19 protein-coding genes and 2 pseudogenes are annotated in these 25102 nt (G+C 71.6%); 11 read left to right on the top strand and 10 right to left on the bottom strand.

Translation table 11 applies throughout. The features are described from left to right. Positions 1–22 precede the first annotated feature (22 nt). Both VIS07_22940 and VIS07_22935 read left to right on the top strand, forming a co-directional pair. On the top strand, positions 23–1849 hold the full coding sequence (locus VIS07_22940) for an NAD(P)/FAD-dependent oxidoreductase (GenBank protein HEY8518379.1): 1827 nt from the start codon (positions 23–25) through the stop codon (positions 1847–1849). A 50-nt stretch (positions 1850–1899) separates the two neighbouring features. Beyond that, positions 1900–2208 (top strand): hypothetical protein, encoded by a 309-nt coding sequence (locus VIS07_22935; protein HEY8518378.1) that lies wholly within the window; start codon positions 1900–1902, stop codon positions 2206–2208. A gap of 33 nt (positions 2209–2241) precedes the next feature. On the opposite strand, the gene VIS07_22930 is transcribed toward VIS07_22935, so the two are convergent. Continuing rightward, the gene (locus VIS07_22930) at positions 2242–3309 is read right to left on the bottom strand and encodes an SGNH/GDSL hydrolase family protein (protein HEY8518377.1); all 1068 of its coding nucleotides are present in this window, start codon (positions 3307–3309) and stop codon (positions 2242–2244) included. Positions 3310–3451: 142 nt separating this feature from the next. On the opposite strand from VIS07_22930, the gene VIS07_22925 reads away from it, so the two are divergent. Next, positions 3452–4234, top strand: a complete 783-nt coding sequence (locus tag VIS07_22925; protein HEY8518376.1) for a glutathione S-transferase family protein — start codon at positions 3452–3454, stop codon at positions 4232–4234. 63 nt (positions 4235–4297) lie between these two features. Here the strand turns inward: VIS07_22925 and VIS07_22920 are convergent, their stop codons facing one another. The 7 genes and pseudogenes from VIS07_22920 to shc form a co-directional block, all read right to left on the bottom strand. Next, a complete protein-coding gene (locus VIS07_22920; GenBank protein ID HEY8518375.1) occupies positions 4298–5866 on the bottom strand; it encodes an adenosine deaminase in 1569 nt (522 codons plus the stop codon). 121 nt (positions 5867–5987) lie between these two features. Then, positions 5988–6986 (bottom strand): adenosyl-hopene transferase HpnH, encoded by a 999-nt coding sequence (hpnH, locus tag VIS07_22915; protein HEY8518374.1) that lies wholly within the window; start codon positions 6984–6986, stop codon positions 5988–5990. A gap of 1 nt (position 6987) precedes the next feature. After that, a complete protein-coding gene (locus VIS07_22910) occupies positions 6988–7779 on the bottom strand; it encodes a hypothetical protein (GenBank protein HEY8518373.1) in 792 nt (263 codons plus the stop codon). A gap of 9 nt (positions 7780–7788) precedes the next feature. After that, positions 7789–9261: pseudogene (hpnE, locus tag VIS07_22905) on the bottom strand (hydroxysqualene dehydroxylase HpnE). Beyond that, complete coding sequence (hpnC, locus tag VIS07_22900; protein HEY8518372.1) at positions 9171–11024, bottom strand: squalene synthase HpnC; 1854 nt, start codon at positions 11022–11024, stop codon at positions 9171–9173. Before hpnC ends, hpnE begins: the two are co-directional and overlap by 91 nt. Before the next feature lie 2 nt (positions 11025–11026). After that, entirely contained in the window at positions 11027–12292 is a 1266-nt protein-coding gene (locus tag VIS07_22895) for a hydroxymethylglutaryl-CoA synthase (GenBank protein HEY8518371.1), read from the bottom strand. Positions 12293–12372: 80 nt separating this feature from the next. Continuing rightward, positions 12373–14373 (bottom strand): squalene--hopene cyclase, encoded by a 2001-nt coding sequence (shc, locus tag VIS07_22890; protein ID HEY8518370.1) that lies wholly within the window; start codon positions 14371–14373, stop codon positions 12373–12375. Positions 14374–14662: 289 nt separating this feature from the next. Here shc and VIS07_22885 point away from each other — a divergent pair, with 289 nt between their 5' ends. Then, positions 14663–15154 carry a nuclear transport factor 2 family protein gene (locus tag VIS07_22885; GenBank protein HEY8518369.1) on the top strand — a complete coding sequence of 164 codons (492 nt, stop codon included), beginning with the start codon at positions 14663–14665 and terminating at the stop codon, positions 15152–15154. Between the two features lie 12 nt (positions 15155–15166). Here the strand turns inward: VIS07_22885 and VIS07_22880 are convergent, their stop codons facing one another. Continuing rightward, positions 15167–15931 (bottom strand): hypothetical protein, encoded by a 765-nt coding sequence (locus VIS07_22880; protein HEY8518368.1) that lies wholly within the window; start codon positions 15929–15931, stop codon positions 15167–15169. 29 nt (positions 15932–15960) lie between these two features. Continuing rightward, positions 15961–16527, bottom strand: a pseudogene (locus tag VIS07_22875) (DUF4215 domain-containing protein). A 209-nt stretch (positions 16528–16736) separates the two neighbouring features. Between VIS07_22875 and VIS07_22870 the strand changes: the two are divergent. The 7 genes from VIS07_22870 to cls all read left to right on the top strand — a co-directional run bounded on the left by VIS07_22870 (position 16737) and on the right by cls (position 25094). Beyond that, positions 16737–17921, top strand: coding sequence for an amidohydrolase family protein (locus VIS07_22870; protein HEY8518367.1), 1185 nt, complete (start codon positions 16737–16739; stop codon positions 17919–17921). A gap of 190 nt (positions 17922–18111) precedes the next feature. Beyond that, the gene (locus VIS07_22865; GenBank protein ID HEY8518366.1) at positions 18112–18948 is read left to right on the top strand and encodes an SDR family oxidoreductase; all 837 of its coding nucleotides are present in this window, start codon (positions 18112–18114) and stop codon (positions 18946–18948) included. Positions 18949–19117: 169 nt separating this feature from the next. After that, positions 19118–20647, top strand: coding sequence for an FAD-dependent oxidoreductase (locus VIS07_22860; protein HEY8518365.1), 1530 nt, complete (start codon positions 19118–19120; stop codon positions 20645–20647). A gap of 163 nt (positions 20648–20810) precedes the next feature. Further along, positions 20811–21251, top strand: a complete 441-nt coding sequence (locus VIS07_22855; protein HEY8518364.1) for a nitroreductase/quinone reductase family protein — start codon at positions 20811–20813, stop codon at positions 21249–21251. Further along, entirely contained in the window at positions 21248–22564 is a 1317-nt protein-coding gene (locus tag VIS07_22850) for an acetyl-CoA hydrolase/transferase C-terminal domain-containing protein (protein HEY8518363.1), read from the top strand. The genes VIS07_22855 and VIS07_22850 overlap by 4 nt, the downstream gene beginning before the upstream one ends. A gap of 58 nt (positions 22565–22622) precedes the next feature. Continuing rightward, the gene (locus VIS07_22845) at positions 22623–23564 is read left to right on the top strand and encodes an alpha/beta hydrolase (protein ID HEY8518362.1); all 942 of its coding nucleotides are present in this window, start codon (positions 22623–22625) and stop codon (positions 23562–23564) included. A 48-nt stretch (positions 23565–23612) separates the two neighbouring features. Then, a complete protein-coding gene (cls, locus tag VIS07_22840) occupies positions 23613–25094 on the top strand; it encodes a cardiolipin synthase (protein HEY8518361.1) in 1482 nt (493 codons plus the stop codon). The last annotated feature ends 8 nt before the right edge of the window (positions 25095–25102 follow it).

Below are 25102 nucleotides of genomic sequence, written 5' to 3'. Positions count from 1 at the left end.
GCGGCACGGACGATCGGCCGCCATGTCGACCGAAGCATCCGCACCACCCTCGGCGTCGCCGAGCCGCCCGTTGCCGTTCGATCCCGACGCGCTGCGCGCCAAGTACCGCGAGGAGCGCGACAAGCGTCTGCGCCCGGACGGCAACGCACAGTACATCGAGGTCACCGGAGCGTTCGCGCGCTTCGTCGAGGATCCCTACGTCGAGCCCGGCTTCACGCGCGAGCCGCTCACCGACGCGGTCGACGTCGCGGTGATCGGCGGCGGCTTCGGCGGGCTGCTCGCCGGCGCGCGTCTGCGCGAGGTCGGCGTCGAGAGCATCCGCATCATCGAGAAGGCGGGCGACTTCGGCGGCACCTGGTACTGGAACCGCTACCCGGGCGCACAGTGCGACGTCGAGTCGTACATCTACCTGCCGCTGCTCGAGGAGGTCGGCTACATCCCGAAGGAGAAGTACTCGTACGCGCCGGAGATCCTCGAGCACGCGCGCGCGATCGGCCGCAAGTACGACCTCTACCGCGACGCCTGCTTCCAGACCGAGGTCACGTCGATCACCTGGGACGAGGACGCGGCGCGCTGGATCATCCGCACGAACCACGGCGACGCGATCCGCGCGCGCTTCGTGTGCATGGCGAACGGGCCGCTGAACCGGCCGAAGCTGCCGGGCATCCCGGGCATCGAGACCTTCCGCGGCCACTCCTTCCACACGAGCCGCTGGGACTACGCGTACACCGGCGGCGACTCGAACGGCGGGCTCACGGGGCTCGTCGGCAAGCGGGTCGGCATCATCGGCACAGGCGCGACCGCGGTGCAGTGCGTGCCGCACCTCGCGCGCTGGGCGGAGCACCTCTACGTCTTCCAGCGCACGCCGTCATCGATCGACGTGCGCAACAACCGCCCGACCGATCCCGAGTGGGCGCGCTCGCTCGAGCCCGGCTGGCAGCGTCGGCGGATGGAGAACTTCAACATCCTGGTCACCGGCGGCTTCCAGGAAGAGGACCTCGTCGCCGACGGCTGGACCGACATCATCCGCAAGCTGCTCGTCATGGTGCGCAGCAACGACGGCGCGGACGGCGGCTCGATCGACCCGATGCGCACGCTCGAGCTCGCGGACTTCGAGAAGATGGAGCAGATCCGCGCGCGCGTGGACTCCATCGTGCGCGACCGCGCGACCGCCGAGGCGCTGAAGCCGTACTACCGGCAGTTCTGCAAGCGCCCGTGCTTCCACGACGAGTACCTGCAGACCTTCAACCGCGACAACGTCACGCTGGTCGACACGCAGGGCAAGGGCGTCGAGCGCATCACCGAGCGCGGCGTGGTCGCGAACGGCGTCGAGTACCCGCTCGACTGCCTGATCTACGCGACCGGCTTCGAGGTCGGCACCGACTACACGCGCCGCGCCGGCTACGACGTCGTCGGACGCGGCGGCACGAGCCTGCGCGAGAAGTGGTCGGGCGGCATCCGCACGCTGCACGGCATGCACAGCCGCGGCTTCCCGAATCTCTACGTGCTCGGACCGCAGCAGGCCGGCTTCACCGTGAACTTCCCGCACCTGCTCGACGAGCAGAGCCGTCACATCGCGTGGATCGTCAAGTACGCCATGGAGCGCGGCCTGCGCACGGTCGAGGTGTCGGAGGCCGCCGAGCAGGAGTGGGTCGACACCATCATCCGGCTCTCGGGCATCGGACGTCAGTTCCTCGAGGAGTGCACGCCGGGCTACTACAACAACGAGGGCAAGCCCGGGGAGCGCAACGGCCAGGACGGCTTCTACGGCGGCGGCTCGGTCGAGTACTTCCGCCTGCTGAAGGAGTGGCGCGAGCGCGGCGACCTGCCCGGGATGGAGCTCGCGTAGCAGCCGCGCTTTTCGCTTGACCCCGCGTCGCGCTCTCGCGACAACGGGCCATGGCGCTCTACCTCGACGAGATCTGGCTCAACGCGACGTCGCGCGAATCGACGCTGCAGGCCTACGCCGCGTTTCGCGCCGTCGCGAGCGGCGGCGGCTTTCCACCCGGCGTCACGCTGCGCGCGGGGCCGTGGTTCTCGAACGAGGAGCCGAAGGTGATCCTGGTCCTCGACATCGCGGACCACGCGACCACCTTCACCTCCTTCACGCTCGCGGTCGCGAGCGGCCTCGTCGCGCGCCGGCGCCTCGAGCCGATCGTCGAGGCGAACGCGGTCGACGCGCTGCTCGGCACGCAGCCGTCGAGCTGACCCGCGCGGACGACGCCGCGACGGTCACGACGCTCACTGCAGCGCGGCCGGCTCCGTGCCGTCGGCGTCGTCGCGCAGGAACGCGGCGAGCGCCTCCGCGGCGAGCGCGTGCGCGGTCTCGTTCGGGTGCGCGTCGTCGGCGTTCACCACCAGCGACGCGGGCGGGACGTCCGCGAAGGCGTCCCGCAGGTCGAGGTGCGGGACGCCGAGCGACTGCCACAGCGCCGCGAGCCGGCGGTGCGCTTCCTCGAACGGATAGTCCGGGCCGAGCGCGTGCACGAACGGAAAGGTCGCGACCGCGAAGCGCGCGTCGTGCTGCTTTGCGAGCTCGGCGAGGGCCGCGAGGCGTTGTGCTTGACGATGCCAGACCTCGCCCTCGTACGCCGCGCGCAAGCGCGGAAAGTAGCCGTCGAGCTGCGGCGTCGTGACGCGGAGCAGACGGAAGTAGAGCTGGTTCACGGCGTAGCTGTGGTGGACGAGGAAGCCCGCCGCGCTCACCTCCTCGTAGAGCCCGTCGATCACCGCGCGCCAGTCGGGGAGCAGATCGCCGATGTCGTTCAGGCAGTAGACGAGAACCAGGTCGTCCGTCTCGTAGCCGCGCGCGAACGTCGCCTCCATGAGCGCGAGCTGGGCGCCTGTGTCGAGGCCGTTGCGCGCGAGCACGTGCACCTCCCACTCGGGGTGTGCGGTGCGAATCCGGTTGGCGAAGCGCTCGCCGACGTCCGGCACGCCGTGTCCGACGGTGAACGAGTCGCCGAGGAACGCGATGCGCCGGCGCCCCGGGGTCTTCGCGACGGCGTACTCGACGTCGTCCCGCACGTTCCACGAGTTGTAGCGGTAGTGTCGCTCGAACCAGCGCAGCGACGTCTTGGTGAGCGCGAAGGAGTCGGTCGCATCGTAGACGAAGCGATAGAACAGCTCGAGGCCGAGGAGTGCCGTCGCGACGCAGAGCAGCGTCGTCAGCGCGGAGAGCCCGAGCTTCGCAGGCCAGCGAATCTCGTTCGCACGCACGCGCAAGCGCGACGTCCACCACACGGCGAGCACGCCGCTCGCGACGAGCACGCCCACCATGGCGACGAGGACGAGGTCTTCCCGCGTCATCCTTTCGCAGCCACGCGCCGCAGGCGGAAACGCCCGGGCGGCGACGGCGGCACCGTGACACGACCTCGAGCGTCAGGAAAGACGCGATCCTTCCGTCGCGAATTTCGCTGTCCCGCCGCGAGACGCCCTGCTATGGGCGGGCATGCTGCACCTCTACGAGCACCCGCTGTCGCCGTACGCGCAGAAGGTCAAGCTGGCGCTGTACGAGAAGGGCCTCGACTTCACGGTCTCGACGCCGGACATCTTCGGCGGCTCGGACGAGCGCTTCACCCGCTCGAGCCCGCGCTGGGAGGTGCCGAGCCTGATCGCCGACGACTGCACGGTCTTCGACTCGACGATCATCCTCGAGTACCTCGAGGACCGCTGGCCGGTGCCGCCCATGCTGCCCGCGAGCCCTGCGGAGCGCGCCCGCGCGCGCATGATCGAGGAGCTCTGCGACACCTACTACGAGGCGATCAACTGGGCGGTGGCCGAGATCCTGGTCTTCGGGCGCGCGAAGGGGGAGCTCGCCGACACGCTGCTCGGGCGCGCGCGCGAGCAGATCAGCGGCGTGCACGCGTGGCTCGAGCGCCAGCTCGGCGAGCGAGAGTACTTCGACGGCAGCCGGTTCGGCTGGGGCGACCTGTCGGTCTACCCGCACGTCGCGGGCTCGGCGGGCCTCGCCGGCGCGCCGCCGCCCGCGGGCTCGCGTCTCGCCGCGTGGTTCGAGCGCGTCCAGCAGCGGCCGAGCGTGCAGAAGGTCGCCGCGCAGGCGACCGAGGCGCTCGCCGGCTTCCAGAGCCTGGGTCCGGTGGTCGAGTCGGGCGCGTTTCGCCGCGAGTACCGCGACCACCGCCTCGAGTGGATGATGCGCAGCGGCGGCGCGCAGATCGTGCTCGACGGCATCGCCAAGAACAACATTCGCTTCTCGTACGAGCTCGAGTAGCGCGCGGGCCGGAGCGGCGGCCGAGCGACGCGACGTGGCGACGAGACCCGCCGTCGGCACGACTCACGCCGCCGGCGGCGACTCCTCGAACTCGGCGAGCGCCGCCTCGAGCCTCCACTGCACCGCGGCGCGCGCGTTGTCGGCGAGGAAGCGCGCGCACGACGCGGACGGCTCGCCCGTCCCCGGACGCTCGCCCGCGCACGCGCGCACGAACGTCCGGTAGCGGCCGCGCTCGGCCCACAGGCTCTCGCCGGGCAAGAACGAGTACTCGAGCGAGTTGCGCGTGAGCCGCTTCAGCGTCGGATAGTCGAGGCCCTGCTCGAGCACCGCGCGCACGTACTCGCCGGTGAGATCGGTGCGCAGGATGCCCTCGTCGTCGGTCGCGAGCGCGACCGGCACGTCGTGCGCGAGGTAGAGCGCGAGCGGATGCTGCGCGCCGACGAGCCCGAGGACGTACCGGCTGCTCGTCAAGCAAATCTCGACCAGCACGTCGCGCTCGCGCATGGTCGCGAGCAGGTCCTCGGGCGTGCGACCGGGGCCGAGGTTCTCGTACATCACGTCGGAGCCGTGTCCGATGCGCGCGGCGCGCCCGACCTCGACGGCGCGCCAGATGTGGAACGTCAGCTGGGCTTGCCCGTCCGGCGTGTCGGGCAGGATCTCGGGCACGAGCTCGCCGGCGTGCAGCGCGACCGGCACGGGCCGCAGCCCGGGGCTCGTCGCGTAGAAGTCGCGCAGCGTGCCGATGGCGAGCATGTCGTCGTCGTACGCGGCGAGCGAGGTCGGATCCTCCTCGGGCGCGACCAGGTTGACGCCCACCACGCGCTCGTCGCGCTGCGCGAGCTCGAAGCAGAACAGGAACTGCGCGAACACCGCGGCGCGCGGCAGCGTGCGCGTGCCGTTGCACTGGACCCGCAGCTCGACCTCGCACGCCGGCTCGGCTGCGGCGGTGCCGCAGCCGAGCAGCGCGTCGACCGCATCGAACGTCATCGCGAGGAACGCCGCGCCGCTCGCGAGCGCGTCGGCGAAGCGCGGATCGGCGAGCACCTGCGCGCGCTTGTCGATCAGGTACGGCGCCGACCACGGGTCGCCGCTCGGCAGCAGATCGGTGCCGATCGCGCCCACCGCCGACGAGCCGAACGACGACATGATCTCGAGGTAGTGGATGCGCTGGCTCGCGGCCTCGCGCTTGAGCTCGGCGAGGATGTCGGCGGTGCGTCCGCCGGCCGCGGCGCCGAACTTGCCGAAGGTCGCGAAGAAGTGCGCGTGGCTCTCGAGCAGCGAGCCCATGAAGCCCTCCATCGACCAGGCGGCGAGGATCCGCATGTAGAGGTCGGGGTCGACGGCGGCGTCGCGCATCGGCACCTGGCCGGGTCCGCAGGGCGGGTTGCTCGACGTGAGGCTCGCCTCGTCGACGCAGAGGTCGGCCTCGATGCCCCAGTCGATCAGGCTCTCGGTGCGCGCCGCACCGGTGAGATGGCTGTGCAGGTCGGCGCCCTTCGGCATGCGGCGCAGCAGCGCCGCGAGCGCCGCGGGATCGCCGCGCAGCCGCTCGACCCGCTCCGCCATGCGCTGCTCGGGCGTGGTCGCATCGCCGCACGCGGCGAGCACGACCAGCAGGAGCAACCGCCACACCACCGTGCTCGATCGACGCCAGCGCACGACCGAGCGCGTGCACGACGCCGCCCGTGCAGTCAAGCGGCGTCGCACGAGCAGGAAAGGTGCGGCGACGGCCCGCAGCCGTCGCCTCGGCGCGTCAGGCGGCGAACTGCCAGCGCATCATGGTCCACACGTCGCGGATGTTGTCGCCGAGCGTGCGTACCACCGACGGCTCGAAGCCCGAGTGCATCGCGCAGTCGCGGCAGCGCGGATCCTTGCGCGACTCCCAGTAGTCCCAGTCGTTGTTCTTCATGAAGTCTTCGAAGGAGGAGTGGTACTTCTCCTCGATGACGTAGCAGGGACCCTTCCAGCCGCGCGGCGTGTAGTTCGGCGTGCCCCACGGCGTGCACGGGTAGTCGCGGCGTCCAGCCGCGAACTCGAGGAAGAGCGGCGTCGAGTTGATCTTGTACTTCTTCGCGAGCTCCAGCACGCGCTCGAACTTCCGCTGCGTCTCCTGACGCACCAGGAAGTGCTCCTCGTCGAGCTTCGCGTAGTGGTAGCCCGGCGACACCAGCATGCCGTCGATGCCGAGCTGGTCGAGGAAGGCGCACAGCTCCTCGAGCTCCTCGAGCGAGGTCTCGCGGTAGATCGTCGTGTTCGTGCACACGAAGTAGCCGCGCCGCTTGCCCTCCTTGATCATCTCGATCGCCTTGTCGAACACGCCCGGGCGGTTGGTGATGAAGTCGTGCGTCTTCCTCATCCCGTCGAGGTGGACGTTGATCGCGAGGCGCCTGTGCGGCTTGCTCTTCTTGTAGAAGCGGTCGAGCAGGAGCCCGTTGGTGCACAGGTAGATGTGCCGCTTGCGGGCGATGATGCCCTCGATCAGCTCGGGCAGCTCGGGGTAGATCGTCGGCTCGCCGCCGCAGATCGACACCACCGGCGCGCCGCAGTCGTCGACCGCCTTGAGGCACTGCTCGAGGCTCATCCGGTCCTTCAGGTTGCCCGAGTAGCGCTCGGGCGAGCAGCCGAGGCACGCCAGGTTGCAGGTGTGCAGCGGCTCGAGCATCAGCACGTACGGGTAGCGCTTGTTCCCACGCCACCAGTTTTTTGCTTGCCACTTGATCATGTCGGTCGCGATGTGGACCGGGAAACGCATCTCAGCCTCCTTCGCCGGCGCGCGCCTCGGCGTGCGCCGGTGAACGCGGATCCTGCGACAGCAGCGCCGCGTGCACACGCTCGAGGCTCGTGCGCGCAGCGCGCATCATCTTCTGCATGGCGAGCAGCTCGGGCCACACGCCGGGCGCGGTCGCGAGCTTGCCGATCAAATGCAGCGGCCGCACGCGACCGCTCGCCGGATCGACGAGCCCCGTCGCGTGGCGCAGCTCGGCGTCGAGCGGATCGAGCACCGCACGCACGGCCGCGAACGGCACCGCCGCGCGCAGCGCGACGCGCGCGATCGCCGCGCTCTCCATCTCCGCGACCACCGCGCCGTACTGCGAGGCCGCGCGCCGCTTGTCCTCGATCGTCGCGAGCAGCTCGCCGCAGCAGGCGTGCGCTCCGAGCGAGACGCGGACGCCGGCGCGCGACGCCGCGTCGTGCAGCGTCGAGCGCAGATCGAGGTCGGCGGGGAAGCGCTGCGCGCCGCCGCTGCCGTACACCGAGTCCGCGACGACGACGTCGCCCGGCTCGAGCTCGGTCGTCAATCCAGCGCAGCAGCCCGTGACCAGGAAGGCGTCGAAGCGCTGCGCCTGCGCGATCGCCTGCGCCGCCGCCCGCGCGCGCTCCTCGCCGATGCCGGTGCGCACGAGCCAGACCTCGCGTCCCGGCGCGTGCCCCGCCCAGGTCGCGGGCCAGCCTGCGGAGTGGACGCGCGCGACGCCTTCGAGGCTGCGGCGCACGCTGCGCTCCTCCCAGGGCAGCGCGGCGAAGATCGCGATGCGCTCGACCATGGAGCGCTCCTACGCCGCCGCCGCGAGCCGCGTCGCGACCAGCTCGGCCGCGCGCTCGCCGCTGCGCACCGCGCCCTCGATCGTCGGCGGCAGTCCGGTCGCCGTCCAGTCGCCGGCAAGCATCAAGTTCTTGAGCGGCGTCTCGGGACCGGGTCGCAAGCGATTCGCCTGCGGCGTGCACGAGATCGTCGCGTGCTTCTCCTTCACCACCACCGAGCGCACGACGCGCGCGCCGCGCGCCGCCGGAAAGAGCCGCTCGATGTCCGCGACCACGGTCGCGGCGAGCCGGCCGTTCTCCCAGCCTTCCTGCTCGTGTCCGGCGCTGATCACGGCGCTCACCTGGCTCGAGCCTTCGTCGTCGAGCAGCCGGGCGCCGCACAGCCGCGTGCGGTCGAACGCGAACTGCGTCGTCGTCCCGAGCAGGCCCGAGAACTCGCCGTCGAGCACGGGCCGGTCATACCACAGATGCACGGAAACGATGGGCGACGCGCCGAGCGACTCGAGCTCGCGCCACGGGCTGCGCGCCGCGACCCCGTCCGGCAGCATCGCGTGCACCGAGCCCGGCGACGCCGCCGCGACGCAGGCGTCGACCTCGAGCCGGCGCCCGTCGCGCAGCCGCACGGCGCTGACCTGGTTCCCGTCGCCGCCGACCTCGAGCGCCGTCGCCGGCGCCCCGACCTCGACGCGCCCGCCGCGCGCCTCGATGTACGTCCGCGCGGCCTCGGTGTAGAGCTCGCTCAAGCCGACCCGCGCGAACACGAACTGCGAGTCCCTGCGCGAGCCGAAGAAGCCGAGCGCCAGCACCTCGGCAAACGGTGCTGCGGCGGCGCGCTCCGGGGTCTCGTTGCAGGTCGCAACCGCGAGCGGATACCAGAAGCTCTCGCAGGCGTTCTGCGACTGCCCGAGCCGCCGCAGCAGCTCGGCGACGGTCGCCTCGCGCAGCAGCGGGTCGCGCCGGCGGCGCATCGCCATGACGCGCATCCCGGCGACGAGCGCGCGCAGCTGCTCGCCGCGCGACAGAAAGCGGTAGCCGAGCAGCCCGCCCAGCACGTGCAGCGGCCCGGGCAGACCCGGCGCGCGGATCGCCGCGACGCCGCGCTCGACGTCGCGCATCTCGACCAGCAGGTCGCGCTGGCGCACGACGCGGTCCGACGCCCCGATGCGCTCGAGGAACGCGAGCGTCCGCACGTAGCAGCCCATCATCGCGTGCTGCCCGTTGTCGATGACCGTGCCGGTCGCTGCGTCACGGAACGAGTACGCACGGCCGCCGAGCCTGCGCCGCGCCTCGAGCACGATCACCTCGTGCCCGGCGTCGGCGAGTGCCACCCCCGCGGTAAGCCCGGCGAAGCCGCCGCCGATCACGGCGACGCGTTTTCTCGTTCCGGCCATCGTCAAGCAAACGAGAGCTGCGCGCGCGCCCAGCCGGAGACCGCGAGGCTCACCTTCTCGTAGCCCGGCAGCGCGACGCGCCGACCGAAGACGTCGAAGCGCCGCCGCTCGATGCGGTCGAGCAGGCGCTCGTAGATCGCGCGCATGGCTTCCGCCGCGGCGAGCGAGCGCCGGTCCTCGGGCGGCAGCGTGCCTTTGGCGCGCAGGTAGAAGGCGCGTGCCCGCCCGCTCTCGAAGGCGAGCAGCGCTGCGACCCGCGGCGAGTAGCGTCCGGCGAGGAGCTCCTCTTCTCCCACGCCGAAGCGCCGCAGGTCTTCCAGCGGCAGGTAGATGCGTCCGCGCTTCGCGTCCTCCTCGACGTCGCGCAAAATGTTCGTGAGCTGGAAGGCGAGCCCGAGGTCGACCGCGTAGCTGCGCGCGGCCGGATTGGTGTAGCCGAAGATCTCGATGCACAGCAGCCCGACCGCGGACGCGACCAGGTAGCAGTACTGCTGCATCTCCTCCCAGGTCTCGTAGCGCTTGCGGGTGAGATCCATCTCGACGCCGCGCAGGATGTCCTCGAAGTGCCGGCGATCGAGGTTGAAGCGGCGCACGGCGTCGGCGAGCGCGACGCCGACCTTGCGCGTCGGCGTGCCGTTGTAGACCGCGTCGAGCTCGCTGCGCCACAGCGTGAGCAGCGTCTCGGGGTCGCGCGGCGTCGCTTCGTCGGCCGCGTCGTCGACGAAGCGGCAGAAGGCGTACACCGCGAACAGCGCGCGGCGCTGCACCGGCGCGAGCAGCTGGAAGGCGCGGAAGAAGTTGCTCGAGCTCTTGCGCGTCACGTCCTGGCAGAACGCGTACGCCTGCTCGAGGCGCGGGCCGTCGAGCGGGTGCAGCGCGCCCGACGGCCCGATCGGACGCGGAGCGGACGCGAGCTCGGGCTCGCTCGTCGCCTGCGCCGGCGTGCGCAGCCCGCCCGCGACGAGGCGCAGCTTGTCGAGCTTCGACAGCGTCGGGCGCCGCGACAGCACGTCGTAGTCGATCTCCTCGATGCGGCGCAGGATCGCGAGCCCGCCGCCCGCGAACATCCGCACCTCGCGTGCGAGCCGCGGCTCGACCAGATCCGCGAGCTGCTGCCCTTCGGTCAGGAGGTCGCGCGCGCGCTCGACCTCGAAGCGCAGCAGGTTGCGCACATCGGGCCGGAACCGTCCGGAGAGCAAATCTTCCGCGGTGACGCCGAAGCGCTCGAGGTCCTCCTGCGGCACGTAGATCCGGCCCTTGCGTGCGTCGACCGAGACGTCCTGCCAAAAGTTCGCAAGCTGTAGCCCGGTGCAGATCTTGTCGGAGAGCCGCTGGCGCCGCTCGTCGCGATAGCCGAACAGGTAGAGCACCAGGTGCCCGACCGGATCCGCCGAGTTGCGGCAGTAGCCGAGCAGGTCCTCGAAGGTGCGGAACGGCTGGAAGTCGACGTCGCTGCGGAAGGCCGCGAGCAGACGCCGAAACGGCGTGATCGGGATCGTGAAGGAGTACGCGGTGTCGGCGAGCGCGACGAAGATCGGCTCGGTCGGACGTCCGCGGTACGCCTCCTCGAGCGCCCACTCCCAGGCGTCGAGGCGCGCGAGGCGCTCCTCGCGCGGCAGCTCGCCCTCGTCGGCGAAGTCGTCCGCCGCGCGCGCGAACGCGTACAGCGCCGCGATGTGGCGCCGCAGCGCGCGCGGCAGCAGCAGCGAGCCGACCGTGAAGTTCTCGTAGTGCGTCTGCGCGATGCGCAGACAGGCGCGGTACGCCGCCGCGACCTCGCGCGCGCTCGCGGCCGGCGGGCGCGGCAGATCGCTCGACGGCGTTCCCGCGACGACGGCGGCGATCGAGGGGTTCATGGTCAGGCCGCCGCGGCCGCGGTCGTGGTGCGCGCGTAGTAGCGCTTGTCGTCGCGCACCCCCGCGAAGAAGAACGCGCCCGTGCCGTCCGTCGCCGGCGGCTCACCCACGCCCGAGCGCGCGCAGCGCTCGTACTCCTCGACGCTCAGCGAGCGGCGCGCGTCGAGCAGATCGCTCGCCGCGACCTTGGACGCGGCGGTCGCGCTGCGCTCGGTGAAGCGTCCGGTGAAGAACTCCGCGCAGCAGCCCGAGCCGTAGGAGAACAGCCCGACCTCCTTGCCGGCGAGCTCGCTCGCGTGCTGCGACACGTACCAGGCGAGGCACAGATAGAGCGACGCGGTGTACGAGTTGCCCACGCGACGCGCCATCGCGAGGTGCGGCTCGACGAGCTCCTTGTAGGTGCGCTCGGCCTCCTGCGCGCGGCGCTCGGCGTCGCCGATCTTGCTCGCGAGCTCGACCTCGGCGAGCCGCAGGTGCGCCTTGTACGCCATCTTCGGGAACGGCGTGTGGTAGAGCAGCGCCGAGAAGCGCTCGAGCAGATCCTCGCCGCGGCCGTTCACCGTCGCGTGGTAGTCGGCGAGCGCGCCGGACAGCGCGTCGAGGTAGCAGTCGAGCGAGAACTTCCCGTCGACGAGCGCTTCGCGCCGCTCGAGCGGACGCCAGAAGTCGTAGACGTTGTTCGCGTAGACGCCGCTCTCGGGATCGAGCTCGAGGAGCCGCGGCTCGCGCGACAGCAGCATCGCCGCAGCGCCCGCGCCCTGCGTGAACTCGGCGCTCGAGCCGACGTCGTAGCGCGCGATGTCGGCTGCGATCACCAGCGCCTTGCGGCCGCGCGACGCCGGCGAGCGCAGCCAGTCGGCCGCGATCATGACGCCGGCCGTGCCGCTGTAGCAGGCGTGCTTGAGCTCGAACGTCCGGCAGTTCTTCGGCAGGCCGAGGAGCTCGTGCACGAAGATGCTGACGGGCTTCGCGTGGTCGACCGCGGTCTCGGTCGCGACCAGCAGCAGCCCGACCTCCTCGGGGCTCGCGAGCCCCTGCGCGAAGAGACGGTTCGCGGCGTTCGCGGCGAGCGTCACCGTGTCTTCCCACGGCGGCGCGACCGCCATCTCGTAGGCGCCGAGCCCGATCGAGATCTTTTCGGGCGGCACCGAGCGGGCGCGCGCGAGCGCGCCGAGGTCGAGGACGTAGCGCGGCACGTACACCGCGAGCTGATCGATGCCGACGCTTCCCGTACCGCCCTGGGCGGTCTCGAAACGGTTCGCTGTCACGACTTTCTCCCTTCCCCCGGCGGAGCGACGCTCGAGCGTGCCCCGCGCCTCCGCGGCCCGCGCGACGCGGGCTTTGTGCTTTACCCTGCGGACGCGGCCTGCCCGCGCACCGGCACGGCCGCGACCGCGACCGCTTCACGCCGCTCGGCGAGCTTGAGCGGCACGGTCACCGCAGCCGCGAGCCTCGCCTGCACCTGACCGAGCGCCATCAGGGGGAAGTATTCGCGGTACATCGTGTAGCGGAGGTAGAAGTGGCGCGGGAAGCCGGTGCCCGTGAACGGCCGCTCGTCCCAGGTGCCGTCGTCCTTCTGGGTCTCTGCGAGATACTTGACGCCGCGCTCGATCGCGGGGCTGATGCCGCGCGTTCCGGCGAGCAGACCCATGATCGCCCACGCGGTCTGCGACGGCGTCGACGGTCCCTTGCCGGCGAGGCTCTCGTCGTCGTACGACGCGAGCGTCTCGCCCCAGCCGCCGTCCGGGTTCTGATGATCCTCGAGCCACTTGACGGCGCGGCGGATGTGCGGCGCTTCCGGCTCCTCGCCGATCGCGCGCAGGCCCATGAGCGCCGACCAGGTGCCGTAGATGAAGTTCGAGCCCCAGCGGCCCCACCACGAGCCGTCCTTGCGCTGCGTGCGCAGCAGGAAGTCGCGCGCGCGACGCGCACGGCCGTAGTCGAGATCGAAGCCGTAGCTTCCCATCAGCTCGAGGACGCGTCCGGTCAGATCCTCGGTCGGCGGGTCGATCATCGCCTCCATGTCGGCGAACGGGATGCGATTGAGAAACTCGGAGTCGTTGTCGGTGTCAAAGGCGCCGTAGCCGCCGTTCTTCGACTGCATGCCGAGTGTCCAGTTCATGCCTCGCGCGATCGCACGGTCGAGGCGCTTGCGGTCCTCGAGCAGGATGCGGCGCAGCACCATCAGGATCACCGCCGAGTCGTCGACGTCGGGGTACCAGTCGTTGGCGAACTCGAACGCCCAGCCGCCGGGCTCGAGGTCCGGGTTGTAGACGCTCCAGTCGCCGGGCACGAAGATCTGGTGGTCGATCAGCCACTCGGCGGCGCGGCGCAGCGCCGGATGATCGCCCGGCATGCCCGAGTCGAGCAGCGCGCGCATGGTGAGCGCGGTGTCCCAGGTCGGCGACACGCACGGCTGGTAGATCAGGTGGCCGTCGTACTCGATCAGGAAGTCGTCGATCGCCTGGATGCCGGCGACGATGGCGGGATGGTCCTTCGGGTAGCCGAGGGTCTGCAGCGCCATCACGCAGTTCAGCATCGGAGGCTGAATGCCGCCCCAGCCGCCGTTTCTGTCTTGACGCTCGAGGATCCACTTCTCGGCGCGCTCGAGCGCGCGGCGGCGTAGCGGCTTCCACGGGCTCTTGCCGATGATCTTCAGCGCCTGGTCGAGACGCAAGAAGAAATTTCGCCAGGAGAACCAGTGGTCGTCGGGCGGGAACGCGAGGTCGCTGCGGCGCGGCTCACGCAGCCAGAGCTCCTTGACGCCCTGCTTCGGGTCGAGCGCGATGCGCGGCTTCTTCGCGAAGAGGATCAGCATCGGCACGACCGTCTCGCGGGCCCAGCTCGACATCGCGTAGATGTTGAGCGGGAACCACGGCGGCAGCAGCATCAGCTCGGCCGGCATCGCCGGCAGGCCCCACCACGGGAACTGCTCGAAGTACGCGAGGTAGGCGCGCGTGAAGACCTGCGCGCGCGCGAGCCCGCCGTGGCCGAGGATGTAGTCGCGCGCGCGGCGCAGCGCCGGCTCGTCGGGCGAGAGCCCGGCGAGCTTCATCGCCCAGTAGGCCTCGATGGTGGTGCTGAGGTGCCCCGGGCCGTCCTGGTAGAGCGTCCAGCAGCCCTCGTCGGTCTGCGTCGCGAGCATGTGCTCGACGAGCCGCCGCTCGATCGCCTCGGGGCGCCGCCCGATGAAGCGATTGAAGATGATGTACTGCGCATCCATCCCCACGTTCGCTTCGAGCGGCGCGTGCCAGTAACCGGCGGGATGCTGCTTGCGCAGCAGCGACTCCCGGGCGGCGCCGATGGCCCCTCCCAGGATCCCGCCGAGCTCCTCCCCAATGCGCCGCATGGCGCCAGTCGTCCCCATACCGCTCACCCCGCCGGATTCTGACCGATCGGTCAAGTGCTCCTGACCGAGCACCCTAAACCGATCGGTCAGGAGACCTACCGGCTGACCGACCGGACTGTCAAGGGCGGACTCGCGGGATTCTTGAAATCTGCAGCCAGATCAGTGTCTTACGCGACGGCCGCGGAGACGCCGCGAGGCGACTCCGGCGCGGTTCGGCAGCGAACGTCTCACTATGCGCGCCACCCGGCGACTTGCGTGGCCGACCCGCTTCGGCCCACAACCGAGCGCGATGGCGGGCCGCCTCGCAAGGCGCATCCAAACGCTCGAGCGGCGGATCGCGCGGCTCGAGGACGAGCTCGCGATCCACCGCCTGATCGTCAGCTATGGCTTCGCCGTCGACAGCGGCGACGCCGAGGCGACCGCCGCGCTCTTCACCGACGACGCGGTCTACGACATCGACGGGACGCTGGTGCTACGCGGCCGCGACGGCGTCGCCGAGATGGTGCGCGGCGAGCGGCACCAGGCGCTGCTGCCGCGCTGCGCGCACACCATCGGTCCGGCCGTCGTGACCGTCGACGGCGACGCGGCGGTCGCGACCGCGTACTCCCGGGTCTACCTCCGCGAGGGCGACGCGCTCCGGCTCTGGCGCCTCAGCTTCAACCGCTTCGAGCTCGAGCGCCGCGACGGACGCTGGCTGATCGCGCGCCGCACGACGCGTCTCGTCGGTGAGGAGGAAGCGCAGCGCATCCTTGCGTCTGCGCTTCCTCCCACCGGACGCTAGGACGCCACGACGTCAGCGGCAGCGCGCCTTGCCACCCGCCCGGATCACGCACGTCGGCGCGCCGTCCGCGCGATAGACGCCCTTCGCGCACGGGCCGGCGCCGGCGTGGTCGATGATCACGCGCAGCGGCAGCTCGGGCGCGAGCGCCGCGAAGCCGCCGCGCACCGCGCGCACCTTGAGCTGCACCCGCGTCGGGTCCTGCGGGTGGAAGCGCAGCCAGGCGCGGATCTTGGGGAACGCGCCCTGCGGCGCCTTGAAGCGCAGCGTCCACGGCAAGGCGGCCGGGGCCTGCGTCCAGCCGTTCCGGCCGACCGGGCTGCCATCGCCGAGCCGCGCGACGAACGCGACCGCCTCGCGCGCGTCGAGGACCTCGACGTCGACCCGCTTGGCGACCTCTTCGAGCATCGTCCCGGGCTCGACCGCGAAGGTGGCGAGCAGCACCAGGCGGTCGTCGCCCGGCCGCGTGTCGAAGTTCAGGATGCGCAGCCGGCTCGGCGTCTCGAGCTGCACGCCCTCGCCGCACCGCTCGCAGACGTCACCGTCGCCGTCGCCGTTCAGATCCGCGTTCGAGGGATCGAAATCGAACGGGCAGAGATCGCACGCGTCGCCGATGCCGTCGCGGTCCGAGTCGACGTCGATCGGCGTCGCGACGTCCGGGCAGCGGTCGCAGGCGTCGGCGCGCACGTCGCCGTCGCCATCGACGTAGCCGGGGTCGTCGCTCGTCGGGCAGGACGCGATCGGCTCGCACGCCGGATCCTCGGGATCCTCTCGACGCACTCGGACGGCTCGCCGGTGCAGCGGAAGCAGGTCTCGATGAAGCAGCCGGCGGCGCAGCCGTCGCCCGAGGCAAGGTTGCCGTCGTGGCAGAGCTCGCCGGGCTCGAGCAGCCCGTTGCCGCAGATCGAGACGCTGTCGCCGAGCAGACGCACGACGCCGAAGTCGATCGTCTGCGGGCCACGCGTCGCGACCGCGGCGATCACGCCGCCATCCGGCGCGACCGCGACGCTGACCGGACGCCACGGGTCCGGAGGCGCGATCGGCAGGATGGCGGCGCCGCCGGTGCCGAAGCTCGGGTCGAGAACGCCGTCCGCCGTCAAGCGCACGATCACCGCGCGCACCGCCGGCCCGAGGATCGACACGCCGCCGAGCAGCACCTTGCCGTCGCTCTGCAGCGCGATCGAGGTGAGGTACTCCTCGCCCCCGTCGAGGTCGACGATCGCGACGCCGTCGTCGCCGAAGTCCGGGTCGGGCGTGCCGTCAGCGTCGGAGCGCGCCACCGCGCCGGTCAACGGGGCGTCGGGGAGACGGCCACCGATCACGAAGGAGCCGTCCCTGCCGAGCGCGAGCGAGGTCGACGCGCCTGCGGGTGCGATGTTCCCGAGCAGCGCGGTCGTGAGGACGCCGTTCGTACCGAAGGCGCCGTCGCCGGACCCATCGGGGAGCGTAGCGAAAGTTGGCGCTTGTCCGGCGCATTTTTCGATCCTGACGCGGACGGCGCGGCTCGCTGCGGCACGCCGACCGCGCTGCTACCGTTTCGCGAGGTCGCAGCCGGCGCGCGACGACGCAGCCGCGGGAGAGACGCATGGGTCGACCGAGCTACTGGATCAACGACGCCGACAACCACTTCTACGAGCCGGACGACTGCTTCACCCGGCACATCGAGGCGCCGTTCAAGAAGCGCACGGTGTGGATCGATCGCCGCGGCGACGGGCCGTCGCGCATGTACGTCGGCGACCAGCGCTGCCACTTCTTCAGCGTCGGCGCGGGCGACAGCGTCGGCGCGCCGGGCGTGATGAAGGCGTTCCTGCGCGGCGAGACCGACGAGGGCGGCAGCCCGAGCCTGCAGCCGATCAACGCGCTCGCGGTGCCGGAGTTCGTCGACCGCAAGCGTCGGCTCGCGAAGATGGACGAGCAGCGGGTCGAGAAGTGCCTGATGCTGCCGACCGCCGGCGTCGGCGTCGAGCCGCAGCTCCGCGAGACGCCCGACGTCCTCTACCCGAGCCTGCGCGCCTACAACCGCTGGCTCGAGGAGGACTGGGGCTACGGCGCCGACGGCAGGATCTACGGCGCGCCGCTGCTGTCGCTGCTCGACGTCGACGAGGCGCTGCGCGAGCTCACCCGCGCGCAGAAGCTCGGGGCACGGTTTGTGGTCTTGACGGCCGGTCCCTACGCCGGCCACTCGCCCGGACACCCGCGCTTCGACCCGTTCTGGGCCGCGTGCCAGGAGGCCGGCACGAACGTCGTCTTCCACATCGGCCGCACGCCGTTCAGCGAGATGTACAACGTGCCCTGGGGGCTCCGGCCGCACCCGCCGTCGCACCGGCACTCGCTGATGGAGTACGCGCTGTCGTTCACCGAGCGCCCGATCGTCGACACCGTGACCGCGCTGATCGCCGACAACCTGTTCGGCCGCTTCCCGCGGCTGCGCATCCTGAGCGTCGAGTACGGCTCGCGCTGGGTCGAGCCGCTGCTCTGGAAGCTCGACCACATCGCGCGCCTCTACAGCAAGGACATGTGGCGCTTCGGCGCGCCGCCTTTGCGCCCGAGCGAGACCTTCCGCACGAACTTCTGGGTGTCGCCGTTCTACGAGGACGACGTGGTCGGGCTCGCGAAGCTGATCGGCGCCTCGCAGGTGCTCGCGGGTTCCGATTACCCGCATCCCGAAGGGCTGCTCTGGCCGACGGAGTTCGCCGACGAGCTCGAGGGGCTACCCGAGGACGACGTGCGCCGCATCCTGCGCGACAACTTCGCGGCGCTCGTTGCTTGACGGAGGCGGGACCCGCCGCCGTCGTGCGGGCGCGACCGCAGCGCTCGCAACGGCCCGCCGTCGGGGAACGCGTCGTTCGAGCGGCCGCAGACCGCCCGGATCGGCGTCCGCGCGGTCGCGTTGCCGATTGCGCGGCCGGAATCTATGTCAGCCCGTTCCGGCGCCCGCGCGGAGCCGACCGACGATTCCGATGGCCAACGTCCTCATCACCGGCTGCAGCAGCGGCTTCGGCTTCGAGACGGCGCTCGTCTTCGCGCGCCGCGGCGACCACGTGTTCGCGAGCATGCGCGACGTCGCGAAGGGCTCGGAGCTCGAGCGCATCGCGCGTGAAGAAGGCTTGCGTCTCGAGCTCGTCGCGCTCGACGTCTGCGATCCGGCGAGCGTCACGGGCGCGATCGCGCGCGTCACCGAGGCGGGGCCGCTCGACGTGCTGGTGAACAACGCCGGCATCGAGCTGCGCTCGTCGATCGAGGACGCGTCGGAGGAAGAGGTCCAGCGCCTGTTCGACACCAACGTGCACGGCGTGCTGCGCACGATCCGCGCGGCGCTGCCCGGCATGCGGGCGCGGAAGAGCGGCACGATCGTCAACGTGTCGTCGATCGCCGGCATCGTCGCGCGCCCCTACGGCGGGCTCTACGCGGCGAGCAAGCACGCGCTCGAAGCGATCTCCGAGGCGCTGCACTTCGAGCTGCAGCCGTTCGGCGTCCGCGTGGTGATCATCCAGCCCGGGCAGTACCGCACGCGGCTGCTCGAGAACGCGCTCGTCGGCAGCTCCTTCGGACCGCAGTCGCCGTACTGGGAGCGCTCGCAGCGCTTCGACACCGCGCTCGAGCGGCTGCGTACGAACGGCGTCGGCGGCGACGCCGCCGAGGTCGCGCGCCTGATCTACGACGCCGTGCACGACCCCGCGCCGAAGCTCCGCTACCTGGCCGGCGAGGACGCGCAGCTCATCGCGTCGACCTACCGCCAGCTCTCGTTCGAGGACTACGAGAAGGCGATGCGCGACGCGCTCGGCTGGCGGGACTGACGCCGGCGCCGCGCGCGCGCGCGCGTCGGACGTCGCTCGCGGCCCGCGCGCCGGTCACGCCGCAGCGCGCACACGCCGTGCCGCGCTGCGGCGTCGGAAATCCGAACGGGACTTGTGCGCGCGACCGTCGATCGTAACAGTACCAGCGACCCCACCTGGAGGATCGACCTTGGCCGCAAGCGCAACCACCACCGTTTCTCCCACCGCGAACGACCTCACCGGCGCGCACGCCGTCGTTATCGGCGGCGGGATCACGGGGCTCGCCTCGGCGCTCGTGCTCGCGCGCCGCGGGCTCGAGGTGACGATCGTCGAGCGCGACGCCGAGCCCGCCACCGAGACCGCGAGCGAGGCGTTCCGGCGCTGGAAGCGCAAGGGCGCCATCCAGGTGCGGCACTCGCACGTCTTCCTCGGCCGCCTGCGCAACCTCCTGCGCGACCGTCATCCCGAGCTGCTGCGCGAGCTGCTCGAGGCGGGGGCGCGCGAGCTCAAGATGCTCGAGGTGCGGCCGGTCACGCTGAAGGAGCTCACGCCCGAGCCGGGCGACGACGACGTGGTGACGCTCGGCTGCCGGCGGACGACCTTCGAGTGGGTCGTGCGGCGGCACGTGCTGGCGCTGCCCGGTGTGTCGCTGGTGTCGGGCGCCACGGTGACCGGGCTCGTCGCCGATCCGGGTGATCCGCCTCGCGTGCGCGGCATCGTGCTGCGCTCGGGTGAGGCGGAGGGCGAGGAGCGCGAGCTGCTCGCCGATCTGGTGGTCGACGCGAGCGGTCGTCAATCACAGGTGACGCGCTGGCTCGCGGCGATCGGCGCGCGCGCTCCCGAGGAGAAGTCCGAGCCCTCGGGCATCGTCTACTACACGCGCTTCTACGCGCTGCGTCCCGGCGCGACCGAGCCCGAGCCCGACATCCATCCCGGCGCCGCCGACTACAACTGGGTCAAGTACGCAATCTTCCCGGCCGACGACCGGACGTTCTCGGTCACGCTCGCGGCGCCGCTCGCGTTCCCCGAGATGAAGATGCTGGCGCGCCCCGAGGCGTTCGACATCGTCGCGCGCTCGCTGCCGGCGGTCGCGCGCTGGGTCGATCCGGAGCGCGCCGAGCCGATCGGCGACCCGGAGCACCCGGTGCAGGCGATGGGCGGGCTCATCAACCGCCTGCGTCGCTTCGTCGACGAGCGCGGCCCGGTCGCGGAGGGCCTGTTCGTGCTGGGCGACGCGGCCTACTGCTCGAACCCGCTCTACGGACGCGGCTGCTCGCAGGGCTTCCTGCACGCCGAGATGCTCGGCGAGGCGCTCGCGCGCCACGGCCGCGACCTGCGCGCCGTCGCCGTGGCGCTCGACCAGGCGGCGCGGCGCGACATCGAGCCGTTCTACCGCGCGTCGGTCGCCGCGGACCGCGAGGCGATGCGCAAGGCCGAGGGACGCATGCCGAAGGGCTTGCGCGGCAAGCTGGTGGCGCGCTTCTTCGAGGACGGCGTCAACGTCGCGGTGCGCTGCGACCCCGTCGTCTACCGCGCCTTCGTGCGCATGATGAACATGCTCGAGACGCCGGAGCAGGCGTTCAGCAAGCCGCGCGTCATGCTGCGCGCGCTGCGCGTGATGCTGCGCGGCAAGCGGCGCAACGCGCCGTACCGCATCCCGCCGGGACCGGACCGCGAGGCCGTGCTCGCGGCGTGCGCGGCGGCCGTGCCGGCGCGCTGAGCGAACGCGCGCTGGCGCGCGGCGGCGGACGGCGTGCCGCCGATGCGGGCTCGGCGTGCGCGCTGCGTCGCCCACGCGTCCGCCCGGGCAGGCGCCGCGTTGCTTTCCGTCCCTGCCAGACGGTACGGACCGGAGCGAGCTCGTCTGAAGGAAGCTCGCCTCGATGCCACGCGCGCTGCTCGTCCTCTTCCTGCTCGTCGCCGCCTTCGCCGCGGTGACGCTCGTCGCGCTCGAGGGCAACGAGGTCGCGGTCATGCGGACCACCGCGGACGACGGCAGCGCGCGCGAGACCCGGGTCTGGGTCGCGGAGCACGACGGCGCGCTGTGGGTCGAAGCGGCGACGCCGGAGCGCGCGTTCTACCGCGACCTGCTCGCGCGCCCCGAGATCGAGATCGTGCGCGGCGACGCCGTCCTGCCGGTGCTCGCGCGACCGCAGCCGGGCGCCGAGGGGCACGCGCTGATCCGCTCGCTGCTCGCCGCGAAGTACGGCTGGGCCGACTGGTGGGTCGGGCTCCTGCAGGACACCTCGGGCTCGATCGCCGTGCGCCTCGACCCCGACCCGGCGCGCGCCGGCGAGGCTTCCCCCGAGCGGACGAGCCGATGAACGACGCCTACCGAGCGCGGCTGCGCGACGCCGCCGACGCCGCCGCGCTGATCCGCGACGACGACACCGTCTTCCTGCCGCTCGCGCCTGCGCAGCCGGCTGGCCTGCTGCACGCGCTCGGCGCGCGCGAGCGCTTCTCCGGGCTCACGATCCTCTGCGCGCTGCTGCAGGAGCGCTTCCCGGTGCTCGAGCGTCCGGGCGTGCGGGTCGTGAGCCAGTTCTTCGGCCACGTCGAGCGCGAGCTGCGCCGCGACGGCGCGCCGCTCGAGCACCTGACCTCGGACTTCCACGGCCTCGAGCTGATCGCGCGGCGCACGCGGCCGCGCGTCGTCGCCTGCGCGGTCGCACCACCCGACGCGGACGGCTTCCTCTCGCTCGGCGTGCACGCCGGCGCGACCGAGGTGCCGCTGCGCGAGGCGGCGCGCGATCCCGAGCGGCTCGCGATCGTCGAGGTCAACCGGCACATGCCCGCGACGCGCGGGCTGCCCGAGCTCGGCGACCACCGTATCCACTGCTCGGAGGTCGACGTCATCGTCGAGCACGACGCGGAGCTCATGGAGCTCGCCGGCAAGCAGCGCGGCGACGCCGACCGCCGCATCGCCGAGCACGTGAGCGCGCTCGTGCCCGACGGCGCGACGCTGCAGTTCGGCATCGGCGGCGTGCCGAACGAGGTGGCGCGCATCCTCGCCGAGGGACCGCGCGGCGGCTTCGGCATCCACACCGAGATGCTGGTCGACGGCGTGCGGCTGCTGCACGAGGCCGGCAAGGTCGCGAACCGCAAGGGCGTCTACGACGGCTTCACCGTCTGCACCTTCGCGCTCGGCTCGCGCGCGCTCTACGACTGGGCGGAGCGCGAGCCGAGCGTGCGCTTTCTCCCGGTGTCGGCGACCAACCTGCCGTCGATCATCGGACGCAACCGGCGCATGGTCAGCATCAACTCGGCGATCATGATCGATCTCGCGGGTCAGGTGGTCGCGGACACCGTCGCCGGACGTCAGCACTCGGGCGTCGGCGGGCACGAGTCGTTCGTCGCCGGCGCGCGCGAAGCGGAAGGCGGAACGTCGATTTTGTGCTTGCACTCCACCGTGCAGGTACAGGGCGAGCCGCGCTCGCGCATCGTCGCCGCGCTGCCGCCGGGCTCGGTGGTGACCACGCCGCGCCACCAGGTGCACTGGGTCGCGACCGAGCACGGCGCGGTGAATCTCTTCGGCCGCAGCGACAAGGAGCGCGCCGAGCTGCTGATCTCGATCGCCGATCCCGCGTTCCGCGACGAGCTGCGCGCCGCGTGGAGCGCGAATTTGACAGGCCGCTAGCGCGCCGACCATATTCGACCGATCGCCGCCGCGACGCGGCCGGAGTGGAGGATTTTCGATGCCGCTCGACGAGGACGTCCAGACGCTGCTGAACATGCTCAACGCGCCGGGGATGCCGACGCTCACCTCGCTGTCGGTCGAGGAAGCGCGCGCCAACATGCGCAACCTGACCGCGTTGCGCGCCGCGCCGCCCGAGCCGCTCGCGCGGATCGAGAACCGCACGATCCCGGGTCCCGCGGGCGAGATCCCGGTGCGCATCTACGCGGCGAGCAGCGAGCCCGGGCTGCCGGTGCTGGTCTACTACCACGGCGGCGGCTGGGTGCTGGGCGACCTCGACACGCACGACGGCACGACGCGCGCGCTCGCCAAGCTGATCGACGGCATCGTGGTGTCGGTCGACTACCGGCTCGCGCCCGAGCACAAGTTCCCCGCGGCGATCGACGACGCGTACGCCGCGGCGGCGTGGGTGGTCGAGAACGCGGCTTCGATCGGCGGCGATCCCGAGCGCGTCGCGATCGGCGGCGACAGCGCGGGCGGCAACCTGACGGCGTGCGTCGCGCTCAAGGCGCGCGACCTGGGCAAGCCGCGCCTCGTGCACCAGCTGCTGATCTACCCGGTCACCGACGCGAAGTTCGACACCGCGTCCTACCGCGACAACGCCGAGGGCTACTTCCTCACGCGCAGCGACATGGAGTGGTTCTGGAACCACTACCTGCGCGGTCCGCAGGACGCGACCAACCCGTACGCGTCGCCGCTGCAGGCGAAGGACCTGACGGGTCTGCCGCCGGCGACGGTGATCACCGCCGAGTTCGATCCGCTACGCGACGAGGGCGAGGCGTACGCCGCGCGCTTGAAGGAGGCCGGCGTGCCGACCGAGCTCAAGCGCTACGACGGCGTGATCCACGGCTTCTTCAGCATGCCCGACGTACTCGCCAAGGGTAAGGTCGCGATGCAGGACGCGGCGGAGGCGCTCAAGCGCTCGTTCCTCAAGCCGCACTGAGCCGCGCGACGCGCCGCCGGCCGGGTTGAGGAGGATCGCGACGAACCGGTGACCGGCGGAACGATACTCGGCACGCTGCTCCAGGACCTGACGCTCGCAGGCCTCGCGCACGTCCTGATCGGCGTGGTGCTGAGCCTGCACGTGCTGCTGCACAAGCACCGTCCGGTGTCGGCGGTGCTGTGGCTCGGCATCCTGTGGGCGTTCCCGTTCCTCGGCGCGCTGGTCTACCTGTGCTTCGGCATCGACCAGGTCGAGCGCGGCGCCGCGGCGCGCGACGCCTGCCGCGCGATCCTGCGCGAGCTGACGCAGCCCGAGGGCGAGGCGAGCGCCGCGGCGCTCGCGCGGCGCGCGCCCGTCCCGGAAGGTCGCGGCACCGAGATCCTGCGCACGACGACCTTTCGCCGGCGTGAGCTCGCGCAGCTCGGCGGCAACGCGATCGAGTTGCTGATCGACGGCGACGAGTTCTACCCGGCGCTCGACGCCGCGATCGACGCCGCGCAGGACTCGATCCACATCCAGTCGTTCATCATCGCGCGCGACGCGACGGGACGGCGTCTCGTCGAGCGGCTCGCGCGCCGCGCCGCGGAAGGCGTCACGGTGCGCCTGCTCTACGACCGCTTCGGCTCGACCTACGCGCACTACAGCACGATGTTCCGCAAGGCGCGCAAGGCGGGCGTCAAGGTCGCGTCGATCTCGCACGCGAGCCCGCTGCGCGGACGCTTCCAGGTCAATCTACGAAACCACCGCAAGGTCGCGGTGATCGACGGCCGCATCGGCTTCACCGGCGGCATCAACATCAGCGACTTGAACCTGAGCGCGGCGACGGACGGCGCGCCGATCCGCGACTACCACGTGCGCATCGAGGGGCCCGCGGTCGCCGAGCTGCAGCTCCAGTTCGTCGCCGACTGGACGTTCGCGTCCGGCGAGCCGCCCGCGGACGTCGTCCTGCCGCGCTACTTCCCCGCGGCCGAGCGTCGCGGCGACGCGCTGGTCGACGTGCTCGCGACCGGTCCCTTCGCCGGCGCGCTCGCGCTCACCGATCTGCTGTTCGCCGCGATCGGTGCGGCGAAGAAGTCGATCCGCATCGTCACGCCGTACTTCGTGCCGAACGAGCCCGTGCTGCACGCGATCCGCGCCGCGGCGCTGCGCGGCGTCGACACGCGCCTGGTCGTCCCGCAGCTCGGCAACCACTGGTACGTCGACTACGCGGCGCGCTCGCTGTACACGCCGCTGCTCGAGTCGGGCGTGCGGATCTTCGAGCGTCGCCCGCCGTTCTCGCACGCCAAGGCGATGGTGGTCGACGGCTCGTACGCCGTGCTCGGCTCGGCGAACCTCGACTACCGAAGCCTGCACCTGAACTTCGAGAGCGTCGTGCAGGTCGTCGACGAGGCCTTCCTCGCGCGGCTCAACGCGCAGATCGAGAGCGAGCTCGCGCACAGCGTCGAGGTCGACCTCGCGGCACACCGCGCGCGCTCGATGACGCGGCGGCTCGCCGAGAACTTCTGCTACCTCTTCCAGCCGCTGCTCTGACGTCACCG

It is taken from the genome of Candidatus Binatia bacterium, assembly GCA_036563615.1.
Lineage (GTDB): Bacteria > Desulfobacterota > Binatia > UBA12015 > UBA12015 > DATCMB01.
This window is presented reverse-complemented; position numbering and strand designations above follow the sequence as displayed.